Here is a 24093-nt window from a genome sequence, read left to right as displayed (position 1 = left end):
ATTATCTAGAATCAATAAATATTCTATTGCCTACTATTCATTCTTTTTAAAACAAGGTAAAATAATAAATGAAAGTAAACGATAAAGGTGTGTAGACAATGAATACTATCTTAACAGGTGATCGTCCAACTGGTAAATTGCACCTAGGACATTACGTAGGTTCCTTAAAAAAACGAGTAGAAATGCAAGCAGACCCTACAAATCAATTATTTGTCATGATTGCAGATTTACAAGCATTGACAGATAATGCAAAAAATCCCGAAAAAGTTTCAGCCAATGTTTTAGAAGTTGCTTTGGACTATTTAGCAGTTGGTTTAGACCCTACGAAAACAACAATTTTTATCCAATCGCAAATTCCACAGTTAGCTGAATTAACAATGTACTATCTAAATTTAGTGACCACGTCACGTGTACGTCGGAATCCAACGGTCAAAGCAGAAATTGAACAAAAAAAATTTGGGGAAGGTGTTCCGACAGGATTCTTTATTTATCCCGTTTCACAAGCTGCTGATATTACTGCCTTTCAAGCGAACTTAGTCCCAGTTGGGGAAGACCAAAAACCAATGTTGGAACAAGCGCAAGAAATTGTGCATAGTTTTAATCAGACGTACGGTGAAGTTTTAGTTAGACCGGAAGCTGTGTTACCACCAAAAGGCATGGGACGCTTGCCAGGAATTGATGGCAACGGAAAAATGAGTAAGTCTTTAGGCAATGGTATTTATCTTTCAGATCCAGCTGAAGTGGTACAGAAAAAAGTAATGAGTATGTATACCGATCCAAATCATATTCGTATAGAGGACCCAGGACAAGTTGAAGGAAATATGGTCTTTACTTACTTGGATGTCTTTGGGAAAGAGAAAGAATATATTGAAGAATTAAAAGAGCACTATCGTCATGGCGGTTTAGGAGATGTGAAAATTAAACGTTACTTAATTGATGTCCTAGAAGAAGAACTCGCACCGATTCGTCGACGTCGTGAAGAGCTGGCTAAAAATCCAGAAGCGATTATGGAAATGTTGCATAAAGGAAGTCTTGCTGCTGAAAAAGTGGCAGCACAAACCTTAACAGAAGTCAAAAAAGCGATGGGAATTCAATATTTCTAAGCAATAAAAGAACTGGAACAAGTCAAAAGAAGAATGACTTGTTCCAGTTCTTTTTAAGTGGTTTGAAATTGACTATTATATAAGCTGGCGTAAAGAGTCGGAGCTTGTAATAGTTCCTGATGCGTTCCTTTTTCAATAATATCGCCATTTTTCATCACTAAAATTAAATCAGCATTTTCAATCGTAGATAATCGATGAGCGATAACGAAGCTTGTTCGATTTTCTGTGACAGTTTCCATCGCTTTTTGAATATGGGCTTCTGTTCGTGTGTCCACACTCGAAGTTGCTTCATCGAGAATAACAACGGGCGGATTTGCTAAAATGATTCGGGCGATGGTTAATAACTGTTGTTGCCCTTGTGATAATGCACCATTTTCGCTAGAAATAATTGTGTCATATCCTTGAGGAAGGGTCCGAATAAAATGATCACATTGAGCAATTTTAGCTGCTTCAATTATTTCTTCACGAGAAGCATCTTTTTTTCCATAGGCAATATTATCTGCTACGGTTCCTTCAAATAGCCAAGTGTTTTGTAAAACCATGCCAAATAAATTTCTTAGATTTTGTCGAGAAAGTTCCGTAATATCAATCCCATCAAAAGTAATGGCGCCTTGATTTATTTCATAGAAACGCATTAATAAGTTAACTAATGTTGTTTTACCAGCGCCGGTGGGTCCCACAATGGCCACTGTTTTTTTCGGTTGAACAGAAAAATCAACATTTTTCATTAAAATTTTTTCTGGTGTGTAGCCAAATTGAACATTTTTAAATTCAATGGCTCCTTTAGGAGAAGAAATAGTTTCTAAATGAGTTGCTTCTGGCTGTTCATCAGCTTCATCTAAGATAACAAAAATCCGATCAATGGAAGCCATCGCTGCTTGAATTGAGTTAATGACATAAGAAGCGGTAGAAATCGGCTCAGAAATTTGGTTGATATATTGCAAATATGCTTGCAAGAAACCAATCGTAATACCACCAGATAAAACGAGCATTGCGCCTAAGATAGCACTAATAATAAAAGCCAACTGATTGATAAAACGAATAGCTGGATAAATCGCAAAATTTAGAAACTGTGCTTTTTTAAAGGCACGATAATGTTGTTGATTAACAGCAGCAATTGTTTTTTCAGCATTTTGCTGTTGATTAAAGGTTTTTGTGACCAAATTTCCTGCTAAATATTCTTCCATCTTATTATTTAATTGACCTAATTCAGCTTGACTTTGATCAGCAAACACCTTGTTTTTATTCGCGATTTTTGTCGTCATGAAAGTACTGCCGCCAATTAGGAGCAACACTAAAATGGTTAATTTTGCATCAATATAGAACAACATGATTCCTGCAAAAAGGATAGTCACGACGGAAGTGAAAAATTGGTTGATGCCTGTTAAAAGAACTTGTGACAATTGGTTTAAGCCAGTTGTTGAACGACTAATGATATCGCCCACTTGGTGATTGTCAAAGAAGGCCATTGGTAAAGTTTTAAACTTTTTTGTCACTTCTTTTCTAATTCTTAAAGTAACCCGTTCGCTTAAAGAAGCCATTGCTCGTTCCTGAATAAAAGAAGTGATACTACTAATGATTGAAAAGAGAATTAAAAGTAAGACGGGACCTAAGAGTGCTTCTTCAACTAAAGGAAGTGTCATGCCTTTGAGCCCGACACGCTTGATAGCTTCTAAGAGGTTATCAATCCCGATTGCCATAATATAGGTCATGGCAACAATTAATAAGTTTCCAATTAAACTGCAGATCATTAGACCATAAAAGATTGGATGCTCAGGTTTAATCATTTTCCAGAAACGTTTAAAGCTTTGAAGATTCATTGTTTTTTTCATTGTATGGCTTGAAAAGAAAACTTTCTTTCAAGCAGTCACATCCTTTCTTTAGTTACTTGGGTAAGATACCTTGCGATTTAGCAAAGTCTTGGTAATAGCTATTAGTGGTAAGTAAATCAGCGTGGGTGCCTTGACCAACAATCCTTCCTTCATCTAGGACGATAATATTGTCAGCGTTCATGATTGTACTTAACCGTTGAGCAACAATGAGTAAAGTTTTGTCCGACATTTGTGCATGTAAAGCGGCACGTAGAGCGGCGTCAGTTTTGTAATCTAATGCGGAAAAGCTATCATCGAAAATATAAACGTCTGCCGGTTTGATTAAGGCTCGTGCAATACACATTCTTTGTTTTTGACCACCAGAATAGTTGGACCCGCCTTGTGCTACGAAACTTTCAATCCCTTGTGGTAAGGAATCGATAAATTCAGAAGATTGTGAAATTTCTAGTGCCGTTCTTATTTCTTCTGTAGTTGCTTTGGCATTTCCCATTAATAAGTTTGATAAGATTGTCCCACTGAAAAGAAAGGCTTTTTGTGGCACATAACTGATGACTTGGCGAATCGTTTGCTGAGATAATGAGCGGATATCTGTGCCAGAATAGCTAATCGTGCCGGCTGTGACCTCATTTATTCGTAAAAGTAACTTAACTAAAGTACTTTTACCAGCGCCAGTTGCCCCAACAATCGCCGTTGTTTTTCCTTTAGGGATGACAAAACTAACATTTTCTAAAACAGGATCAGCTGTTTCTGTGTATTGAAACGTGACGTGATCGAAGCAAATCAAGGCTTTCTCAGGATGATAAGCAATGGTTGCTTCAGTATGAGGATCGCTAATTTCAATTTCTTCTGACAAAACTTCTTGCAAGCGATTCAAGGAAGCAACGGACCGTGGAATGACAACTAATACCATAGCCGCAATCATTAAGTAGGCCAAAGTTAGAAGCGTATATTCAATCACAGCTGTAACGGTGCCAATTTGTAGGGTGCCTACTGCAACTAAATTACCGCCAAACCACAAAATAGAGGCGTACACAACGCCCATTAATAAAAAGGCAACGGGAGTAATCCAAGCAAAGATTTGATTCACTTTACTCATGCGTTCAGCATAATTTTTAAATGTTTGATTGGTTCGCTGCTCTTCAAAGTCTTGATTATTGAACGCACGAATCATATTAATTCCAGTAAAGAACTCTCGTAAAGTCGTAGTAATTCGATCCATTTTTGGTTGAATTTTTAAAGATAAAGGGGTACCTTTTTTCATTAAAAAATAAACAACGACTAAGTAAAATACGATGGAAGCCAATGTTACCCAAGCGAGTGAAACTGAATAAGAAAATGTCATCACTAAGGCAAATAAACTAATAATAGGCGCTGGAAAGATTAATTGGCAAAACAGCACAATCATTGTTTGAACATTGTCTACATCGTTGGTCATTCTAGTTAGCAAAGAATTTGAACCAAATTTATCAACATTTTTCATCGAGAATTGTTGAAATTTTTTAAAGAACAATCCTCTAACTTGAAAACCAAACTTAGCAGCTACTAAAGCAGACAAATAGCTAGAAATAATTGCGGCAATTGTTCCAATGAATGCCACAAGAAACATTTGTATGCCAATCGTTTTAATTACTTGTTGGTCACCGCTAACGATGCCCACATCAATCAACTTGCCAACTAATTTAGGGACGCCAAGGGTTCCTGCGATTTGCAAACAGATGGTTAAAGTTGTCGCAAGAACAATCCATTTATTTTCTTTAATAAACTCTTTCATTAATTTCATGAAATTTCCTCCTTAAACAATACCGTTTTAGCTGTTACAAAGAGTCATTGTACACGTTCAAGTAACTTGAATGTCAACAGTAGAAATGCTAAACTTTTTGATGGAGGGAACAGTATGGAAAAAAATTACACAATAAAAGATGTTTCTGAGTTGTTAAATATCCCTAAGTCCACGATTCGTTATTGGGACGAGCAAGGATTGATTAGTACAACACGCAATGAAGAAAACGGATATCGAACCTTTGATTTAGAAGATTTGTTCAAAATATATGATATTGATTTTTATCGAAAAATGGGGATTCCTATCAAAGATATGTTGAATTTATATAAAAAGACACCTACCGATCTCTATGCCACCATGGAAGCAACAGAAGAACAACTGGGGCAAGAAATAAAAAGGCTTCAACATAAATACAAAGAAATCAAGAAAAGAAAATTACATTTACATGCGTTAATTGATTTAGAAACATTGGTTTTTTCAGATGAACCAATTCCTTTTGATAAAATTGTTGTTGTTGATATTGAGGATCCAGAAGAGATGAAAGTTTACATGGAACACATTTCAACTTTAGGTATTTACGGGGATTTAAGTGAATCCAATGAACTGACGTATGGGATTTGTTTGGCAAATCATGTGAATAAAAAAAGTTTAGACAAAGTGATTTGGCTCAAAGAATCAAGTAGCCAATACAAAGGCTTTATTTTAAAAGTCAATACACAAGATACCCGTTTGAATAATATCGAAGAAGTAAAAAAGCGTTTAGCAAAACAAGGATTTGAAACAGGCATCGTTGTCGGAGAGCATATCTTGACACAACTAGAAGAGGAAAATCAATATATTGAATATTATTATGGTTGGATTGAAATTTTAGGGGAAAAGTAAAACAATTAAAAAAAGGAACTAGCAATAGCAAATGTAGCTAAGCTAGTTTCTTTTTTTGGTAAATGTAATGAAAATTACATGAAAAAAGTTTTAGTTTTTAAAACAATTTAGAACGAATGTTATTAAAGGAAAAACAATAAAAAAATTACTCTTAAAGCTAGAACTTACCTATATTTGTATTTTTTTAGGGAAAGTCAATATATTTGCTTCATATAAAACGTGTTATTTAATTCGCAATTTTTTGTTGAAATATCTGGTTTTTTTCTTTTTTTAGCTAATATAATGTGTTACTTTTTGATTGTAAGGAGAAACGGAAAATCGTACGTTAAAAAAAGTTGTTGTAGCTAAATAAAGAAAGAATTGAAGGTTGAAAAGTATTTTATGGAGGTGGATATTGAGAAACAATTAGTAATTGTAAAAGTTGTTTGAAGATGATTTGTTTAAGTAAATGAAAAGAACGAAGGAGAATGTAAATGAATAAAGCAGTTAAAAATTTTGTGAGTTACCTTATGATTACCATGCTGTTTATTTTAAATTTGTTACCAATGATGAACGCATTTGCTCAAGAAGTAACAAGTGATGCTGAGAATACTGTTGAAAAAGACGGGCTCAAAGTAATAGGGAAAATAGAAGATACATCGTCTCAAGAAGATATTAAAACGGTCACTTACGAAGTAACAAATACACGAGATGTACCAATCAAAAATCTCATTTTAAAACAAAAAAATAACAATGATAGTCCAATCAAATTTGTATTAGATACTTTAAGCGAAGAGCGAGGACCTACGTCTTTAGAAGAACAAGCAAAGGTTGAAACAAATGAGAAAGATCGAACAACCGATATTAAACTGCTTAACCTTCAACCAAATTCGACAAGAAAGATTACCATAAATGGGCAAATAACTACAAAAGCGTCGAGCAAGTTATTGGTCAGCGTACTAATAGAAGATAATGAAAAAGGGACACTAGTAATTGATTTACCTAATAAAGATATGCTAGCAGATAAAGAGTTTGTTTCGAAGGAAAAACAGGAAACTTCAGAAACAAAAGTAGAAAATCAGGCAAACGAAACAGCCTCTTCTACAAATGAAATGACCGCAACTACTAGTAACGAAACAAAGCCTGAAGCAGGAAAGGCGACAGAAAGTATTCAAGAGACAGCACTAACGCAGGCTACCGAAAGTCCTGAGCAACCTCCATTAAAGGCGCAACCTACTGGTCCGTTAGTGCCACCAACACCTGGTCGGGGGTTTAATACACCGATTTATCAAAGCGTTCATAAAGGAGAACTTTTTTCAACGGGAAATACCAACTTAAAAATTGCGAATGAAAATACGGCGGCTGCACAAACATTTTTAAACACACGAGGAGCAAGTAGTGGTTATGCAATTAACAATTTTCCTTTAGAATTTGCAGATGTTGACAATGATCCAAATACGTATAACTCTAGTCGGGCTTATATTGATTTAAATGGTGCAAAAGAGATTGCTTGGGCGGGCTTATTTTGGAGTGCATCTAGATATAAAGGCCCTGCTTACGGAACAAATCTTTCTGATGAAGAAATTAGTGCACCAGTTCAATTTACTACACCAAATGGAACCGTACAGCGTGTTTCGCCCCAAAGGTACCATCGTATCGATCAAGATGCAACAAACCCAGGACAACGTTTCGGGTACAATAATACTGGATTTTCTAATTATGCAGATGTAACTTCAATTTTACAAGGGGATAAAAGTGCGACAGGAAGTTATACGTTAGCAGATATTCCTATGACAAGTAGTTTAAATGGTCAATATCAATATTATAACTTTAGTGGTTGGAGTTTGTTTGTTGTTACAAAGGATCAGGCAAGTAAGTCAAGAGCTTTTAGTATTTACTATGGAGCACGTGGCAATGCTGCTGGAACTAATAATGAATTTACTATGAGCAACTTTTTAACAGCAAAACAAGGAAATCTTGATCCAATTGTGACCTGGTTTACTGTTCAAGGAGATAAATACTGGACTGGAGACAACGCACAAATTAAAAATAGCGCAGGAATTTGGGTAAATATTTCGAACACGCTCAATCCAGTTAACAATGCTATGAACGCAACTGTGACAGATAACGATGAACATATGGTAGATAAGTATCCAGGAAAATTTGCGCCGGATCATCCTAATTTTTTAGATATTGATATCGATCGTATGGCAATTCCCGAAGGTGTTTTAAATGCTGGACAAAACCAAATTAATTTTAGAACAACAAGTAGTGGTGACGATTATTCTACGAATGCGATTGGTTTTGCTGTAAACGCAGAAACACCTGAATTTGAAATTAAGAAAGAAATTGTGGAACCAAAAGAAACTTACAAAGTTGGTGAAACGATCACGTATCGTGTCTCACTAAAAAATACAAAAGCTGATTCAGAAGCGATAAATTCAGTCTCGAAGGATGCACTAGATGGTCGCTTAAATTATTTGCCAGGCTCTTTAAAAATTATTAGTGGACCAAATTCTGGTGAAAAAACGGATGCTTCAGGCGATGATCAAGCTGAATATGATGAAACCAATAAACAAATTATAGTCCGTGTCGGCAATGGTGCAACTGCTACACAAGGAGGTAGCTACAAAGCTGATACAGCTGAAACAATTTACGAATTTAAAGCGCAGATAAATGAACGAGCAAAAGCAAATGAATTAGTGCCTAATAGCGCAACAGTTGAGGCAGTAGATATTTTAACATCTGCAAAAGTCAACGAAACTTCTAATATAGTAGAAGCAAAAATTGCGGACGAACAAGTAACTGGCAAATTAACCGCTATAAAAACCGTTAATAACGCCAAACCCAAACTAGGCGAAACTATCGAGTACACAATCAGCTTCCGCAACACCATCGAAAACAGTGTCCTAAACAAAGTAGTTATCACAGACCAACTACCAAAAGGACTGACGTATGTCAAAGATAGCCTAACAAGTATCGGTGATGAACCCCAGCCAACCAGCTTGAAAGAAGCTAACGGCACAATCACAGCGGAATACCCAAGTATCACCGATACGAAAGAACGGAGTATTCGTTTCAAAGTGATCGTTAACGAAGAAGCCAAAGCGGGCGAAACAATTCTCAACAAAGCCAAAGTAGATGACACAGTCAATCCACCAGAAGAACCAGAGGTGCCCATTACACCCGAAGAACCAATCACACCTCGAGTAAAAGAAGGCAAACTAACCGCAACAAAAACCGTTAATAACGCTAAACCAAAACTAGGGGAAGCAATCGAGTACACAATTAGCTTCCGCAACACCATCGAAAATGGTGTCCTAAACAAAGTAGTTATCACAGACCAACTACCCAAAGGACTGACGTATGTCAAAGATAGCCTAACAAGTATCGGTGATGAACCCCAGCCAACCAGCTTGAAAGAAGCTAACGGCACAATCACAGCGGAATACCCAAGTATCACCGATACGAAAGAACGGAGTATTCGTTTCAAAGTGATCGTTAACGAAGAAGCCAAAGCGGGCGAAACAATTCTCAACAAAGCCAAAGTAGATGACACAGTCAATCCACCAGAAGAACCAGAGGTGCCCATTACACCCGAAGAACCAATCACACCTCGAGTAAAAGAAGGCAAACTAACCGCAACAAAAACCGTTAATAACGCTAAACCAAAACTAGGGGAAGCAATCGAATACACCATTAGCTTCCGCAACACCATCGAAAATGGCGTCCTAAACAAAGTAGTTATCACAGACCAACTACCCAAAGGGCTGACGTATGTCAAAGATAGCCTAACAAGTGTCGGTGATGAACCCCAGCCAACCAGCTTGAAAGAAGCCAATGGCACGATCACAGCGGAATACCCAAGTATCACCGATACGAAAGAGCGGAGTATTCGTTTCAAAGTGATTGTTAACGAAGAAGCGAAAGCGGGCGAAACAATTCTCAACAAAGCCAAAGTAGGTGATGGCATCAATCCACCAGAAGAACCAGAGGTGCCTGTAGTACCAGAAGCGAAAGAAGGCAAACTAACCGCAACAAAAACCGTTAATAACGCCAAACCAAAACTAGGGGAAGAAATCGAGTACACAATCAGTTTCCGCAACACCATCGAAAACGGCGTCCTAAACAAAGTAGTTATCACAGACCAACTACCAAAAGGACTGACGTATGTCAAAGATAGCCTAACAAGTGTCGGTGATGAACCAAAACCAACCAGCTTGAAAGAAATCAACGGCACAATCACAGCGGAATACCCAAGTATCACTGATACAAAAGAGCGGAGTATTCGCTTCAAAGTGATTGTTAACGAAGAAGCGAAAGCGGGCGAAACAATTCTCAACAAAGCCAAAGTAGGTGATGGCATCAATCCACCAGAAGAACCAGAGGTACCTATTACACCCGAAGAACCAGCGGAAAATAAAAAGGAAACAAAAAAAGTTGTTACAGACCAGAACAAACCTACAAAAAATAGTAAAAATGAAATTGCCATAAACAAGAAAGAAACGTCTAAATCATCCTATTTACCAAAAACAGGAGAAAAAGTTCAAAAAATATTTGCGTATCTGGGTGTAGGACTGATCTTAATTGTATTAATTCTCTATGTTATAAAGAGAAACAAAGAAAAAGAGGAGTAAACAAAATCGATTGTTTTAGAACGACTAATTAGCTGAAAATTTAAGAGTTGACGACATAAGTCAAAATGACCTATGTCGTCAACTCTTTTTGATTTATAACAAGAAATCCAACATATTGTGTGTGCATAAAGGCAAATAGAAAAATAGTAGTGAAATAGCTAGTAATAATAAAGAACCAGCTTGCATTAAAACTGCAAAAAAATAAACTACAATTAAACGAATTGCTCTAGTGTTTTTTACGGATAAAATTCAAAAATAGTCCTCCTCAAAAATAATTAGAGGATATCCTCTGTGAAACTATCAAGTTCTCAGATTTTATAAAACAAATACACGCTAGCAAAATCGCTTTATGAGTGAAGCTTATCCAATTATTTTTAAGGTTCTTAAACAGTTGTAAAAAAAATATCAGATAAACGTTTTCACAAAGAACAGTCAATTCGGCAAATTTTTACCTTAAATGACACAAAATCTATAATTTGTTTCTCAAATCCTATAATTTGTTCCTTAAAAAGATATTATGAAAACGCTATTATATTTATGAAAGGAGCGAAACGAATGAAGAAGAAAAACGGGTTTTTTCAAAATGTATGGCGTTATAAGGCCTTAATCCTTATGGCGTTACCAGGATTTATCTGGTTTATATTTTTCTTCTATATACCAGTCTTAGCCAATGTGGTCGCATTTAAAGATTTTCATATTTCACCAGATGGTTTCTTAGCTAGTCTAAGAGAAAGTCCTTGGGTTGGTTTTGAAAACTTTAAATTTTTATTTGCGTCAAAAGATGCTTGGTTAATTACTAGAAACACCATTTTGTACAATGTCGTCTTTTTAGCCTTTAACTTATTCTTTGCGATTGCTTTTGCTATTATTATGAGTGAATTAAGAAATCGTCGCTTGGTTAAAGTTTATCACACGATGTCATTGCTACCATATTTCTTATCTTGGATGGTTATTAACTATTTTGTTTATGCCTTTTTAAGTCCAGATAAAGGGATTTTGAATCAATGGATTACTGGTAATGGCGGCACAATGATTAACTGGTATGCAGATCCACGTTGGTGGCCAGTAATTTTTGTCTTCCTAAATGTTTGGAAGAGTCTAGGCTACAACAGTATTATCTACTATGCTTCTGTGATGGGGATTGATCCGACATACTATGAAGCAGCGATGGTAGATGGTGCCAACAAATGGCAACAAATAAAAAATGTTACGATTCCACAAATTTTACCAATGATGTCTGTTTTATTAATTTTAAACATCGGCGGTATCTTCAGAGCAGACTTTGGTTTGTTCTACATCGTACCAAGAAATTCAGGTGCGCTTTACAACGTGACAAGTGTGTTAGATACCTATATTTACAATGGCTTAACGGCTACTGGTGATGTAGGCATGACGGCAGCTGCAGCGTTATATCAATCTGTCGTTGGGGCATGTTTATTATTAATTGCGAATTTAGTTGTTCGTCGAATTGAACCAGATTCAGCACTATTTTAGGAGGAAGGATTATGAAAAAGAAAAAAGTCACTAGCGTTAACGTTCGATCCTTCAACCCGACAGCGAATTTGATTTTCAATATTGTCATTGCTATTTTTGCTATTTCCTGTGTGGTTCCGTTTTTCTTTGTTATTATGATTTCATTGACAAGTGAAGGATCATTAGCAGCAAACGGCTATCGGTTTTGGCCAAAAGAATTTTCATTGGAGGCCTATCGTTACATTTTCCAAGGGGCAATGAGTCAACGCATTATTCATGCCTTAGGGGTAACGGTCTTCATTACGGTGACAGGGACGATTGTCAATGCAACAATGACGTCATTATATGCCTATGTCATTTCTCGTTCCAACTTTCCGTTTAAAAAATTCTTTACATTGTTTGCTTTAATTACAATGTTATTTTCACCAGGGATGGTTGCGAACTATTTAGTAATGACAAACTTATTGCAATTGAAAGATACAATTTGGGCGTTAATTTTGCCTTTAGCTTTAGGACCATTTAATATTTTAGTGATGCGAACGTTTTTCAAGAAAACCGTGCCTGACAGTATTATTGAATCAGCACGTATTGATGGCGCAAGTGAAATGCGCATTTTTGTCAGCATTGTGTTACCGCTAGCCGTTCCAGGGATTGCCACAATTAGTTTGTTTGCGGCTTTGGGTTATTGGAACGATTGGTTCAATGCGTTACTTTACATTCAAAAAGATACCTTGGTACCATTACAGTATTTATTGATGAAAATTCAAAACAACTTAGAGTTCTTATCAAGAAGTACGGATATGGGTGCAGCAGCACAAGAAGGCTTAGGCGTTCTACCAAGTGAATCGGCTCGAATGGCGATTGTTGTCTTATCTACGTTACCAATTGCGTTAACTTACCCATTCTTCCAAAAATATTTCGTGGGTGGTTTAACAATCGGCGGCGTGAAAGAATAAAATTGTACAGGAGGAAATAAGGAATGAAAAAATGGCAAAAAGGATTAGCCGTAGCTGGCGCAGCAGCTTTAGCTGTAGGATTAAGCGCGTGCGGTAAATCTTCAAAAGATGCAGCGTCAAAAGGTGATGATAGTACACCAACGTTATTAATGTATCGTGTTGGGGACAAACCAGATAATTATGACCAATTAATCGATAATGCGAATAAGATTATCGAGAAAAAAATTGGGGCAAAATTAAAAATGGAATTTGTTGGTTGGGGCGATTGGGACCAAAAAATGTCAACAATCGTTGCTTCTGGTGAAAGCTATGATATTTCATTAGCACAAAATTATGCAACGAATGCACAAAAAGGCGCCTATGCTGATTTAACTGATTTAGCACCTAAATATGCCAAAGAAGCCTATGATCAATTGCCAGATAACTATATTAAAGGAAATACGATCAATGGAAAACTGTATGCGTTCCCAATTCTAGGTAACTCTTACGGTCAACAAGTTTTAACTTTTAATAAAGAATATGTCGATAAATACAATTTAGATATTAGTAAAGTCGATGGTAGTTATGAAAGTGCAACGGAAGTTCTAAAAGAATTCCATAAAAAAGAACCAAATATTGCTGCTTTTGCTATCGGCCAAACATTCTTTGCAACAGGTAATTATGACTTCCCTATTGGTAACCAATATCCATTTGCAGTAAAAACAACTGATAATGGCTCACCAAAAATTATTAACCAATATGCCGACAAAGACATGATTAATAACTTAAAAGTCTTACATCAATGGTATAAAGATGGCTTGATTCCAACAGATGCTGCTACAAGTACAACACCATATGACTTAAATACCAATACTTGGTTCATGCGTCAAGAAACACAAGGACCTATGGATTATGGTGATACAATCTTAACACAAGCTGCTGGCAAACCACTTGTTTCTCGTCCACTAACAGAACCATTAAAAACAACAGCACAAGCGCAAATGGCTAACTATGTTGTTGCAAACACGTCTAAAAACAAAGAAAAATCTGTTGAATTGTTAGGTTTATTAAACAGCAATCCAGAATTGTTAAACGGACTTGTTTATGGTGAAGAAGGCAAACAATATGAAAAAGTTGGCGATGATCGCGTGAAATTATTGAAAGATTACACACCAACAACTCATTTGAGTGCTTGGAACACAGGAAACAACTTAATCATTTGGCCAGAAGAATCTGTCACTGAAGACATGGTTAAAGAACGTGATAAGAGCATCGAAGAAGCAAAAGATTCACCAATTCTTGGTTTTACTTTTGTAAATGATAAAGTGAAAACTGAAATCACTAACGTTGCTACAGTTATGAATCGTTACGCAGCAAGCTTAAATACAGGAACTGTTGATCCAGAAGAAACACTTCCAAAATTAATGGATGACCTAAAAACAGCTGGCTGGGATAAAGTTCAAAAAGAAATGCAAACACAATTAGACGAATATATCCAATCTCAAAAATAATCACAGGAGGCTGAGGCATTAGCTGAGCGCTTTTGGCTCAGCCTTTTACATAATAGAAAGGAAGAGGAAGATGGAAAGTACAGGGATTCAGCGGTTGTTTTACCTTTCCTGGACAGTAATCAAACTAAATTTACTGTTTGTTTTATTTAGTTTAGCTGGAGGGATTATTTTTGGTGTTGGTCCAGCACTCCAAATGATGACTGATTTCATTTTGGAAGAGGGCATGAATTATCAAGCAATCACCGTTAAACGAGCATTTGAATCATGGAAAGCACATTTTAAAAGAAGTAACTGTTATTTTCTACTTTTTCTCTTCACTTTAGGATTTGTTTTTTATAATATTTATTTAGCCGTTCAATTTACCGGAATAATGTGGTTAATTATTACATTTATTTTATTTTTTGTTTCCCTAATACTCGTTATTTTTTACATTTATATGCTACTATATGAAGGAAGCTATTTTATCTCAACTATTGATTTAATGAAGCTTTCATTTATCAGTATCTTTTTAAACCTCGGTGTATTTTTTAAAGTCTTATTCGGTGTAATTAGTATCGTTGCTTTAACTTGGAAAATGAAAGGACTGCTACTATTTGCTTCGTTTGCCTTAATTATGATGTGGTGTGCCTATGTCACGCGCAAAAATCGCCAGTTTATTGATGGAAAGTTGGAACAAAATGAAGCGAATCTTCAAAAAACTGTTTAAAAAAAAATATTTATTAAATCGATTAGTACAAAAATACAGTCTACTGTTAACAAGTATTATTTTGTTAACGGTGGCTGCTTTGTGCGTTTATGTTACTTATACAATTAACTTATCAATTGATTCACAAAAAAATAACGCCGTTTCCCAAATTGACAGCTATGTAACGAATAAAAATAATGCGGCGACAAATATGATTAATGAATTAGCTGGCTCTGCAAGTAAAATTGAAAACATGCGAAAATATATGGAACTTTCTCCTCCTGAGTATTTTGACTATACTTACAGTCAATGGTCGGAAGATCGGGTCAGTACCCACTTTGGAAATAATTTAAGTACATTATTTAGCACCTTTCCTGACTTAGAAGAAGTGATTATTCGCTTAGATGAATTTGATCAGGTTTTGTTCGCCAATCGCACAGCTACAAATGGGAAAAAAATGGATATGTCATCAATTAAAAAACATGGCTTTCAACTAATGCGAATTATCTCCGATCCTTATACAGGACAACCGCTGGGAGAGTTGTACACTGTGTTTTCAAGTCAAGAGTTGCTAGGCAACCAAGCAGACTTATTGAAAAAATCAGGTATTAATGCGTTTATCTATGATAGTGCTGGGAATCAAATTTTTTCTGAAAAAGCACAATTTACCAAAGAAGAAGAGCGGCAACTAGATAAAAGAATGCACACCGATAGTGACATTCAACAGGTTTTTCATAATCGCTACGATATTACGGAAATAGAAAGCAGTGGCCGGAGTACCATTCTCTTATTAACAAGCCGCCGAGTCTTATTTCAGCAATTGTTTATGAATTATGCGGCCATTTTAGGGATTGGGTTACTTTTGATTGTTATTTTATTAGTGGGCTTAAACCGCCTGTTTAAACGCTATTCTCAACAAGTCCAATTAATTTTAGAAGCGACACGAGCCATTGGCGATGGCAATTTAAAAGAACGAATTGACACGAATCAAGTTCAGGAAGAGTTGAATGATATTGCTTCCGCGATTAATTTTATGGTAGACAGTTTAGATCAATACATTCACGATATTTATACTTTAGAAATTAAGCAACGCGATGCTCACATGAGAGCGTTACAGTCGCAAATTAATCCTCATTTTCTTTATAATACGTTGGAATATATTCGTATGTATGCCTTGAGTCGGCAACAAGAAGAACTAGCTGATGTTGTCTATGCTTTTTCAACGTTACTTAGGAATAATATTAACCAAGAAAAAACCACGACCTTGGCAGAGGAAATCTCATTTTGCGAAAAATATGTGTATTTGTATCAAATGCGTTATCCCGACCAATTTGCCTATAAGTTCGAAATAGAAGAAACAATTGCTGATGTTGAAATTCCTAAGTTCATCATTCAGCCGCTTGTCGAAAATTATTTTGTGCATGGAATTGACTATCAACGACAAGACAATGCTATCAAGGTCCACGCCTACCGAGAAGGCGAAAAAATTATTGTGGCTGTTGTGGATAATGGAAAAGGAATTACCGCCAATCGGTTAGAGGAAATTCGCGAACGTTTAAATCAAACAGAAATAGACACGGAACAGTCCATTGGATTAAGAAATGTTCATGAACGTTTACAACGCTTTTTTGGGGAGAGTTATGGTTTAACCATTGAAGGGAAAGAAGGAGAAGGGACGACAATTCGTCTTTCGTTTGTAGCATAAGGGGTGAAAAGATGTATCGAGTGATGTTTGTTGATGATGAATATATGATTTTAGAAGGCTTAAAATGGATTATTCCTTGGCAAGAGTTAGGCTTTGAAATTGTTAAAACAGCGCGTAGTGCGCAAGAAGCATTGGCTTTTTTAGAAACAGAATCCATTGATGTTTTATTAACAGATATTACGATGCCGGAAATGAGTGGGATCGAATTAATTGAGCAAGCAAAGAAAAAAGGACATCAATTTATTAGTTTAATTTTATCAGGTTATCAAGAGTTTGATTACGTCAAAAAAGGCATGGCTTTGCAGGTCCAAGATTATCTTTTGAAACCAGTCAATAAGCAAGAACTATTAGCCAATATCCAGAGAATTAAAACAGAATTGGACCAACAAAAAAAATCCCATGCCCGCGTGCGTCTATATCTAGAAAATGGCTTGATGCGTTGGCTTAATGATGAAATCAGCGAAGGGGAATACGAAGAGTTAATGCAGCAATTTGCGACTATAAAACCAGGTGATTTTACCGTTTTATTGGTTGAAGCTGAGATGTCATTTTTAGAAACAATCAAGGAACTATTTATGAAAAAAGGCCAACTGTTATTCATTGAAAGTTGGATGAGTACGTACCACCAATTGTTACTTATCTATAAAGGGGCCAGACAAGAAGCGTTCTTATTTATTCGTGAAATTGAAGCGATTCTAGCTGGTCAAGGTCAGATTTTTGTAGGGGAATCTGTCAATGAATGGGAAACGGTTTATGAAAGTTATGAGAAAGTAAAACAGTTGCAAGCAATTGAAACGTTCTATCAAGAATTTCTGCCAAATAATCAAAAAGAACAAATGAATCGTTCGGCAGAAGATTTTACTTTTCTAGCGTTTAACCAAGCCTTGATGATTGGGGATATGCAGACCATTCAACGGGAATTAGATGCTATTTTCAATCAGTTAAGTCAACAACACGCTACACCAGAATATGTACGCTATGTAGTCTTTTTACTTTTTTCAGATATTTCGCGTCAGTATCCAACTGTGTTAGAAGAAAACTATGAAAAAATCGTGGAAGAAATTCGAGCCAGCAACAATCTTAATACACTGTATGCGTTAATGCAGCAAGTCTTGGCAGAAGTGAAAAATAAACCTAAAATAAAAAAATATTCAGAAAGTGTTAGCCAAGCTGTAGAAAGAATTGAACAAGGCTATTTAGAAGAATTAAACTTAAAAACGGTGGCGGATGAGCTCCATTTGAACCCTAGTTATTTAGGCCAAATTTTCAAAAAAGAAACCAAGCGGAGTTTTTCTCAATATTTGAATCAAGTGCGTACCAAGCATGCCCAAAAATTATTATTGTACACGGATGATACAATCAACGAAATTTCAGAAAAAGTAGGATTTAACAATACCAACTACTTTTCAAAAATGTTTAAAAAATTAAATGGAATTACGCCAAAAGAATTTCGAGAGCAATACCAATCAAATTACGCAGGTGTCGAAGAATAAAAAGAAAGATGTTCAATTTTTATGAACATCTTTCTTTTTATTATTTTTCTGTACTTAATGAAAACGGTCGTTCTGCTGTGTTTTGTGGATTCGGGACAATCCCTAATTGATAATCTAAAGTCCCGCCGTTTAATAGTTCTTGATGAGTAAAATAAGGCGCAGTATGTTTTTCTTGGTTTAACTGAATTTCATGAATAAATTGTTGTTGGACTTTGTTTGGTGATGTTTGAATGGTTAATTGTTTACCATTTGATAGTTTTACTTCCGCCGTCTGGACTAAAGGCATCCCGATTACATATTCACCAGTTCCTGGTGTGACGGGATAAAAGCCTAAGCTATTAAAAATATACCAAGCAGACATGCTACCATTGTCTTCATCACCTGGATAGCCAGTTGGTGAAGCATCAAATGTTTGCATTAGTTGTTTTAAAAGTGGTTGAGCCATCTCTGGTTTACCGATGTAGCTGAATAGAAACGGATAATGGAAACTTGGTTGATTTGAGATGGCTAATTGACCAAAATCAATTGCCGCCATTTCACTCATTTCATGAATTTCAAAACCATAGCCTTCAACGTTAAAGTTAGGCGCTTGATTGCATAGCTGAATTAATTTTTTTTCGAAAGCTAACTCGCTACCATATAGCTTAATCAAACCTGCAAAATCTTGATAAACCGCAAAACTTGATTGCCAAGCACTTCCTTCGGCGTAATCTTTGCCCCAACGAATATCTAAAAAGTCAGGACGGAAATTGCCTTCAGTATCCTTGGCTTGCATAAAGCCAGTTTCAGGATTAAAAAGTTGTTGATAATTCAAGGCTTGTTGACGATAAAATGTTGCGGTCTCTGAATCATTCAGTGTTTTTGCAACTTGCGAAATACAGAAATCGCTGTACGCATAGTCTAAGGTATGATTGACAGATTCATGATAGGTTGAAGGAACATAGCCATATTTTAGATAATCCAGAGTTCCTTGACGTCCATAATTTTCTCGTTCGCTTTGTTGTGTGGCACCTTTTTTCATCGCTTCTAGGAACTGAGGCATCAAGTCAGGACGAATCTTTTTCACGGCGGCATCAGCAATGACAGCGTCAATCAAGGTGCCGGGCATTAAACCACGCTCATCTGGCGATAACCATTTTGGCAAGAAACCTGTTTCGTTGTAACTATTTAAAAAGCCTTCTAGCATCTCTTCGTATTTTTCTTGAGCAATTAGTGAGAACAATGGGTAAACCGTTTTATAAGTATCCCAAAAGCCATTATTGGTATATAGTACACCAGGACGAACCGTTTGTGAGAACGTATCATAATGAATCGGCTGCTGATTTTCGTCCAATTCATAAAAGGTTTGCGGAAATAGGAATGTTCGATACAGTGTATGATAAAACGTTTTAGTATGTTCAGGGGTTTCATGCGTTACTTTAAGGCGATCGAAATAATTATGCCAATCTGCGATTCCTTGTTGCAGCATCTCAGTAGAATGCAAAGAGATTTCTCGCGCTAAATTTAACTGCACTTGTTTTTCAGAAATAAATGAACTACTAAAATGAACAACTTGTTGAGCAATATTTCCAAAAGAAAGAAGGATTTTGCCATCTTCACCTGAAGAAGGGGCAAACCATTTGGTTAAAGGCTGTTCAAAATGAAGCACGAAATAAAAACTAAAATCTGGATCTTCACAACCAGAATAGTTGATGACTTTTACAGCCACTTGATGGTCATCTAATTGTTTTACTTGATAACGTCCAGGCAGAGTTAGTAGTAAGTGATTATCTTTTTGTTGATAATCAATGGTTAAGATACCACCGTACATGCTTGGGATTAATTGAGAAGTTATTTGATAGCGTAATTGAGTTAAGTTAATTTCGACAGGAGAAAAAAGGCTTTCTTCTGGACGATAAGAACTTTGGGCATGGAATAAAGAAAGTTCCGACAATGAACCACTGACAGGGGTCATTAATAAATGGCTAAAATCACCCATCCAAGGACTTGGTTGATGCGTTACTCGATAGCCTTGAAATGTTCGATCTTCTGGATGAAACCACCAGCTGCCTTTTTGGTCAGTTGTTTGCGGGGCGTAAAAGTTCATCCCAAATGGCACGCCAGTATAGGGTAGACAATTCCCATTTGAAAAACTATGTTGGTTGGCAGTTCCGTGTCGCGTATCAATCGCTTGAATATTCATGAAAGTAGCTCCTTTGTTTTAAATGATATACCATATAGGCTGATTATAGCACAAAAAACGAGAAATGAAAGCGTATTTATTCGCTTTTTTATTTATTTTTAACGAATTGGTATATTCAATTTGGAGAGGGAATTGACAAGCATGTTACAATGGATAAGGAATCGATATTGGAGTGATTGTTATTTATTTTTTTAGTACAAAAAGTCAGCAATTTTTTGCGTATGTTTGGGCCATTTTCCCAGTCATCGCCTTTTTTTTGGTTAGTTTTTATACATTGGATTTTTTATTTTCCCCAAGCTATTTAATTATGGTGCCTGTATTTACTATTATGTTTAAAATTAACTATAAAAAAGATTATTCGTTTGTAGCGCTGCTCAAAATGAGTATCAGGCAATTTGTGATCAGTTTTTTAGCATTTATAGCTAGTAGTTCCTTTAGCTGGTCTATTATTTTAAATAGTAGTGTGACATTTTTAATTGTTTATTTGTTTTATTCATCTGCGACACCCATGCGGTATCATAGTTATTTGATGATGTTTACGTTTTGTCAGTTAATCCAGGTTAAAGGAAATACATTTTTGATGCAATCTCAAGTTGTGGCCTTTTTAATTGGTCTTTTTTTATTGGCTTTAACATTAAACGCTTGGTGGCAAACAGGATTAAGTCAGTTAACCAGCTTAAAGAGTAGAGGCCATAAAAGCATTCAATTAAATATGAAACAACAAAAATTGGCGGTTATTAATTTCTGGCACGACTTACAACAGACTTTTTTTGGGATCACAAGTTTCAAACAATTTTTAGAAAGTCCTGACGAAAGGGTGCAACGATTTCGTTTAGCTGTTCGTATGAGCTTCACCATTACGCTGAGTTTTATTTTAATGTGGAGTGTAGGAGGCATTAAAATAATTTGGATTCCGATGAATGTTTTTCTACTCTTGCATCCAGTGAAAGCAGAAATGAATACGCGTATTAAGACACGTTTTTGGGGGACTCTTTTAGGATGTTTCCTTAGTCTGTTTGTTGTCAATTGGCTTCAATTGCCACTGACACACCTCGTTGTTTCTAGTTTGATTGGCATTTTTGTTTATTCCCTAAAACCAGGAACCGTGTTACAAGTGACAATGGCAACGATTTTTGGGTTATGTTTGGCAACAATTAGTTTACGAGGGATGTACGCCGCAGAGTTGCGGGTCTCTTTTGTATTATTGGCAATTTTTGTTGTTTGCTTAATTGATTTAGGTTTATTTGTTTATCAGCGTATTTTACGTTTTTAAAAAGTGTGGCACAGGGTGATTTACCCGTTGTGCCACACTTTTTAATTTTCTAAATTCGTTAATTTTTCCAAGTAATGATTTTCTATTTGCGGAAAATCTATTTTTTCTGGTGCTGCATCAGGGGTTTCAAGTACTTGCTTCAAGCGGTTGAGAACAATTGACCAACCAGCGATATCTTTATGGCGAGGTGTTGTAAAATTTTCTGGGAGAGATTCTGAGAAGACTAACAGGGTCTGATGAGGTGCTTGTTCTTTTAAGTCAAAATAGATGATACCAGTATCCCAAGTCACGCCCAGATATTTTTCCTCTGCATAATCAGTGAAAGGCATCGTTTCTTCAAAATCGGGCAGAATAAACCGCCAAAACCCGTTAACACCTAATTCACCAATTTCTAATTCTGGAAACCATTGTTTTAGCTTGTCTGTCTCAGTCAGGTAGCGCCAAATCGTTTGAGGGCTGGCTGAAATTGCTCGTTCTGTACCAAAATAAATCGTCTGGTTTTCTAAGCGAAAGGTATCTTTCATTTTGTTTCTCTCCTTTATTTATTATTCATGAAGTTCTAAAGGTAGTCCATCTGGATCAAAAAAGAAGGTCATTTTTTCACCCGTAAAATCATCTACTCGTAGCGGTTCTGTTTCAATTCCTTGCTCATTTAAAAAAGCAATCACTTCTTCAATATGTTCAACTTTAAAAGCTAAATGACGTAATCCTAAAGCTTCAGGATAAGAGGGGCGAGCGGGAAATTGATCAGAAATAAAAATTTCCAATTCTTGGCTGCCTAATTTTAAATCTAATTTAATATCTTTTTTTTCGGGACGATGATTTTCGCGAAGAACTTCAAAGCCCAACTTTTCGACATAAAAATTTTTAGTTACTTGATAATTTGAGGCATTGATTGCCACATGATGAATTTCTTTAAAAAACATTTTTCATACTCCTTTTCGTTTTTTCCCTCTGTAGTATAGCAATAAAGAAGCAGCTAAAAAAGCGTTCTGTTTGACTCTTTAAGAAAAGACAAGGGATTTGTAAAAAAATAAAATTATTTTTTTGAAAGAAAGCGCTTGCCAAAAAAAGAATAATCAAGTATGATGTATATACAACTTAATTGTATATACAAGTTTGAGAGGAGAATGTAAAATGGGTAAGTTTCAAAGCGATGCACAACAGTTGTTGAAAGCAGTAGGAGGCAAAGAAAATATTTCAGCTGTTTCTCATTGTGCAACTCGAATGCGTTTTGTATTAAAAGATCCAAAAAAAGCGGATGTACCTGTGATTGAAGATATTCCTTCTGTAAAAGGAACCTTTACCAATGCTGGACAGTTTCAAGTAATTATTGGGAATGAAGTCCCACAATTTTATAATGATTTTTCTGCAATTTCCGGTTTAGAAGGGGTTTCAAAAGAAGAAGGGAAAGCAGCTGCCAAAAGTAATTTGAGTCCTGTTCAACGAGTTGTTTCTGTTTTAGCTGAGATTTTTACACCATTAATTCCTGCACTTGTTATCGGGGGATTGATTTTAGGATTCCGCAATATTTTGGAAGGGGTTCCATTTGGCTTTCTTGATGGTCAAACAATCGTGGAAGTTTCTCAATTTTGGAATGGAGTCAATTCATTCTTATGGTTAATCGGCGAAGCAATTTTCCACTTCTTGCCAGTTGGGATTACGTGGAGTATTACGAAGAAAATGGGAACCACACAAATCTTGGGGATTGTCCTAGGGATTACATTAGTCTCACCACAACTTCTGAATGCTTATTCAGTTGCGACGACTAAAGCAGCAGAAATTCCTTTCTGGGATTTTGGGTTTGCTCAAGTTAACATGATTGGTTATCAAGCGCAAGTTATCCCAGCCATGTTAGCCGGCTTCTTGCTTGCCTATCTTGAAATTTTCTTTAGAAAAGTGATTCCTCAAGCAATTTCAATGATTTTTGTCCCATTGTTTGCTTTAGTACCAACAGTATTGGCTGCACATGTCATTTTAGGACCAATCGGTTGGACGATTGGTAGTTGGGTTTCTGATATCGTAAATGCAGGATTAACGTCAACATTTAATTGGTTATTTGGCGCCGTCTTTGGCTTTATGTACGCACCATTAGTCATCACTGGGTTGCATCATATGAGTAATGCGATTGATTTACAGTTGATTGCTGACTTTCAGTCAACCAACTTATGGCCAATGATTGCTCTATCAAATATTGCACAAGGTTCAGCTGTTTTAGCGGTTATCTTTATGCATCGTGGAAACAAAAAAGAAGAACAAGTTTCGATTCCAGCGATGATTTCTTGTTACCTAGGTGTGACTGAACCAGCGATGTTTGGGATCAACTTAAAATATGTTTATCCATTTGTTGCGGGCATGATTGGTTCAGCAATGGCAGGAATGTTTGCCACTTTAATGGGCGTTCGTGCGACCAGTATCGGCGTCGGTGGCTTGCCAGGAATTTTATCTATTGTGCCACAATATTACTTGCCGTTTTTAGGCGCAATGGTGATTGCCATTATCGTACCAATGGGCTTAACTTATATTTTCAGAAAGAAAGGCATTTTTAATAAAGTCGATCCAGTTGATGAAGCAACAGGGATGTTATACAGCGAAGAAGGGTAATCGCTTTTTGAAGTAAAGA

General features: G+C 36.2%; 16 protein-coding genes. 11 read left to right on the top strand and 5 right to left on the bottom strand.

Annotation, left to right across the window (positions count from 1 at the left end):
- The first annotated feature begins 98 nt into the window (after positions 1-98).
- Positions 99-1103 (top strand): tryptophan--tRNA ligase, encoded by a 1005-nt coding sequence (gene trpS, locus IGL17_RS09070; RefSeq protein ID WP_002356846.1) that lies wholly within the window; start codon positions 99-101, stop codon positions 1101-1103.
- A gap of 53 nt (positions 1104-1156) precedes the next feature.
- Here the strand turns inward: trpS and IGL17_RS09065 are convergent, their stop codons facing one another.
- Together IGL17_RS09065 and IGL17_RS09060 are read right to left on the bottom strand one after the other, a co-directional pair.
- Positions 1157-2935, bottom strand: coding sequence for an ABC transporter ATP-binding protein (locus IGL17_RS09065; protein WP_016618171.1), 1779 nt, complete (start codon positions 2933-2935; stop codon positions 1157-1159).
- 52 nt (positions 2936-2987) lie between these two features.
- On the bottom strand, positions 2988-4715 hold the full coding sequence (locus IGL17_RS09060; protein WP_002359874.1) for an ABC transporter ATP-binding protein: 1728 nt from the start codon (positions 4713-4715) through the stop codon (positions 2988-2990).
- Positions 4716-4781: 66 nt separating this feature from the next.
- Between IGL17_RS09060 and IGL17_RS09055 the strand changes: the two genes are divergently transcribed.
- From IGL17_RS09055 to IGL17_RS09020, 8 genes are all read left to right on the top strand, one after another.
- Positions 4782-5597, top strand: coding sequence for a MerR family transcriptional regulator (locus tag IGL17_RS09055; protein WP_002383586.1), 816 nt, complete (start codon positions 4782-4784; stop codon positions 5595-5597).
- A 473-nt stretch (positions 5598-6070) separates the two neighbouring features.
- Complete coding sequence (locus tag IGL17_RS09050) at positions 6071-10213, top strand: isopeptide-forming domain-containing fimbrial protein (protein ID WP_202255360.1); 4143 nt, start codon at positions 6071-6073, stop codon at positions 10211-10213.
- 537 nt (positions 10214-10750) lie between these two features.
- Entirely contained in the window at positions 10751-11707 is a 957-nt protein-coding gene (locus IGL17_RS09045) for an ABC transporter permease (protein ID WP_002356852.1), read from the top strand.
- An 11-nt stretch (positions 11708-11718) separates the two neighbouring features.
- Positions 11719-12642: a carbohydrate ABC transporter permease gene (locus tag IGL17_RS09040; RefSeq protein WP_002359877.1), complete on the top strand. Its 924-nt coding sequence runs from the start codon at positions 11719-11721 to the stop codon at positions 12640-12642.
- Positions 12643-12665: 23 nt separating this feature from the next.
- Positions 12666-14132 (top strand): ABC transporter substrate-binding protein, encoded by a 1467-nt coding sequence (locus IGL17_RS09035; protein ID WP_016618080.1) that lies wholly within the window; start codon positions 12666-12668, stop codon positions 14130-14132.
- A 70-nt stretch (positions 14133-14202) separates the two neighbouring features.
- Positions 14203-14838: a YesL family protein gene (locus IGL17_RS09030; protein WP_002362905.1), complete on the top strand. Its 636-nt coding sequence runs from the start codon at positions 14203-14205 to the stop codon at positions 14836-14838.
- Positions 14792-16522, top strand: coding sequence for a sensor histidine kinase (locus IGL17_RS09025; RefSeq protein ID WP_002387241.1), 1731 nt, complete (start codon positions 14792-14794; stop codon positions 16520-16522). The genes IGL17_RS09030 and IGL17_RS09025 overlap by 47 nt, the downstream gene beginning before the upstream one ends.
- Positions 16523-16533: 11 nt before the next feature.
- Positions 16534-18015 (top strand): response regulator transcription factor, encoded by a 1482-nt coding sequence (locus tag IGL17_RS09020; protein WP_025193388.1) that lies wholly within the window; start codon positions 16534-16536, stop codon positions 18013-18015.
- Between the two features lie 40 nt (positions 18016-18055).
- Here the strand turns inward: IGL17_RS09020 and IGL17_RS09015 are convergent, their stop codons facing one another.
- Positions 18056-20197 (bottom strand): GH92 family glycosyl hydrolase, encoded by a 2142-nt coding sequence (locus IGL17_RS09015; protein WP_016618078.1) that lies wholly within the window; start codon positions 20195-20197, stop codon positions 18056-18058.
- 172 nt (positions 20198-20369) lie between these two features.
- Between IGL17_RS09015 and IGL17_RS09010 the strand changes: the two genes are divergently transcribed.
- On the top strand, positions 20370-21470 hold the full coding sequence (locus IGL17_RS09010; protein ID WP_010775975.1) for an FUSC family protein: 1101 nt from the start codon (positions 20370-20372) through the stop codon (positions 21468-21470).
- A gap of 41 nt (positions 21471-21511) precedes the next feature.
- Here IGL17_RS09010 and IGL17_RS09005 read toward each other — a convergent pair whose 3' ends face one another.
- Entirely contained in the window at positions 21512-21994 is a 483-nt protein-coding gene (locus tag IGL17_RS09005) for an SRPBCC family protein (RefSeq protein WP_010713246.1), read from the bottom strand.
- A gap of 21 nt (positions 21995-22015) precedes the next feature.
- A complete protein-coding gene (gene gloA2 / locus IGL17_RS09000; protein ID WP_016618077.1) occupies positions 22016-22396 on the bottom strand; it encodes an SMU1112c/YaeR family gloxylase I-like metalloprotein in 381 nt (126 codons plus the stop codon).
- A 211-nt stretch (positions 22397-22607) separates the two neighbouring features.
- Here gloA2 and treP point away from each other — a divergent pair, with 211 nt between their 5' ends.
- A complete protein-coding gene (gene treP, locus IGL17_RS08995; RefSeq protein ID WP_002383776.1) occupies positions 22608-24074 on the top strand; it encodes a PTS system trehalose-specific EIIBC component in 1467 nt (488 codons plus the stop codon).
- The last annotated feature ends 19 nt before the right edge of the window (positions 24075-24093 follow it).

Source organism: Enterococcus sp. AZ088, assembly GCF_051714845.1.
In the GTDB taxonomy this organism is placed as follows: Bacteria; Bacillota; Bacilli; order Lactobacillales; family Enterococcaceae; genus Enterococcus; species Enterococcus faecalis.
The sequence above is the reverse complement of the archived record's forward strand: the minus strand, read 5'-3'. Positions and strand labels throughout refer to the sequence as shown.

What these genes read in the sequence shown, in the direction of transcription:
- IGL17_RS09015 (WP_016618078.1), bottom strand. Translation starts at nt 20,197, where the DNA reads ATGAATATTCAAGCGATTGATACGCGACACGGAACTGCCAACCAACAT.
- IGL17_RS09040 (WP_002359877.1), top strand. Translation starts at nt 11,719, where the DNA reads ATGAAAAAGAAAAAAGTCACTAGCGTTAACGTTCGATCCTTCAACCCG.
- IGL17_RS09045 (WP_002356852.1), top strand. Translation starts at nt 10,751, where the DNA reads ATGAAAGGAGCGAAACGAATGAAGAAGAAAAACGGGTTTTTTCAAAAT.
- IGL17_RS09065 (WP_016618171.1), bottom strand. Translation starts at nt 2,935, where the DNA reads ATGAAAAAAACAATGAATCTTCAAAGCTTTAAACGTTTCTGGAAAATG.
- IGL17_RS09035 (WP_016618080.1), top strand. Translation starts at nt 12,666, where the DNA reads ATGAAAAAATGGCAAAAAGGATTAGCCGTAGCTGGCGCAGCAGCTTTA.
- IGL17_RS09025 (WP_002387241.1), top strand. Translation starts at nt 14,792, where the DNA reads ATGGAAAGTTGGAACAAAATGAAGCGAATCTTCAAAAAACTGTTTAAA.
- IGL17_RS09020 (WP_025193388.1), top strand. Translation starts at nt 16,534, where the DNA reads ATGTATCGAGTGATGTTTGTTGATGATGAATATATGATTTTAGAAGGC.
- IGL17_RS09060 (WP_002359874.1), bottom strand. Translation starts at nt 4,715, where the DNA reads ATGAAATTAATGAAAGAGTTTATTAAAGAAAATAAATGGATTGTTCTT.
- IGL17_RS09030 (WP_002362905.1), top strand. Translation starts at nt 14,203, where the DNA reads ATGGAAAGTACAGGGATTCAGCGGTTGTTTTACCTTTCCTGGACAGTA.
- gloA2 (WP_016618077.1), bottom strand. Translation starts at nt 22,396, where the DNA reads ATGTTTTTTAAAGAAATTCATCATGTGGCAATCAATGCCTCAAATTAT.
- trpS (WP_002356846.1), top strand. Translation starts at nt 99, where the DNA reads ATGAATACTATCTTAACAGGTGATCGTCCAACTGGTAAATTGCACCTA.
- IGL17_RS09050 (WP_202255360.1), top strand. Translation starts at nt 6,071, where the DNA reads ATGAATAAAGCAGTTAAAAATTTTGTGAGTTACCTTATGATTACCATG.
- IGL17_RS09005 (WP_010713246.1), bottom strand. Translation starts at nt 21,994, where the DNA reads ATGAAAGATACCTTTCGCTTAGAAAACCAGACGATTTATTTTGGTACA.
- treP (WP_002383776.1), top strand. Translation starts at nt 22,608, where the DNA reads ATGGGTAAGTTTCAAAGCGATGCACAACAGTTGTTGAAAGCAGTAGGA.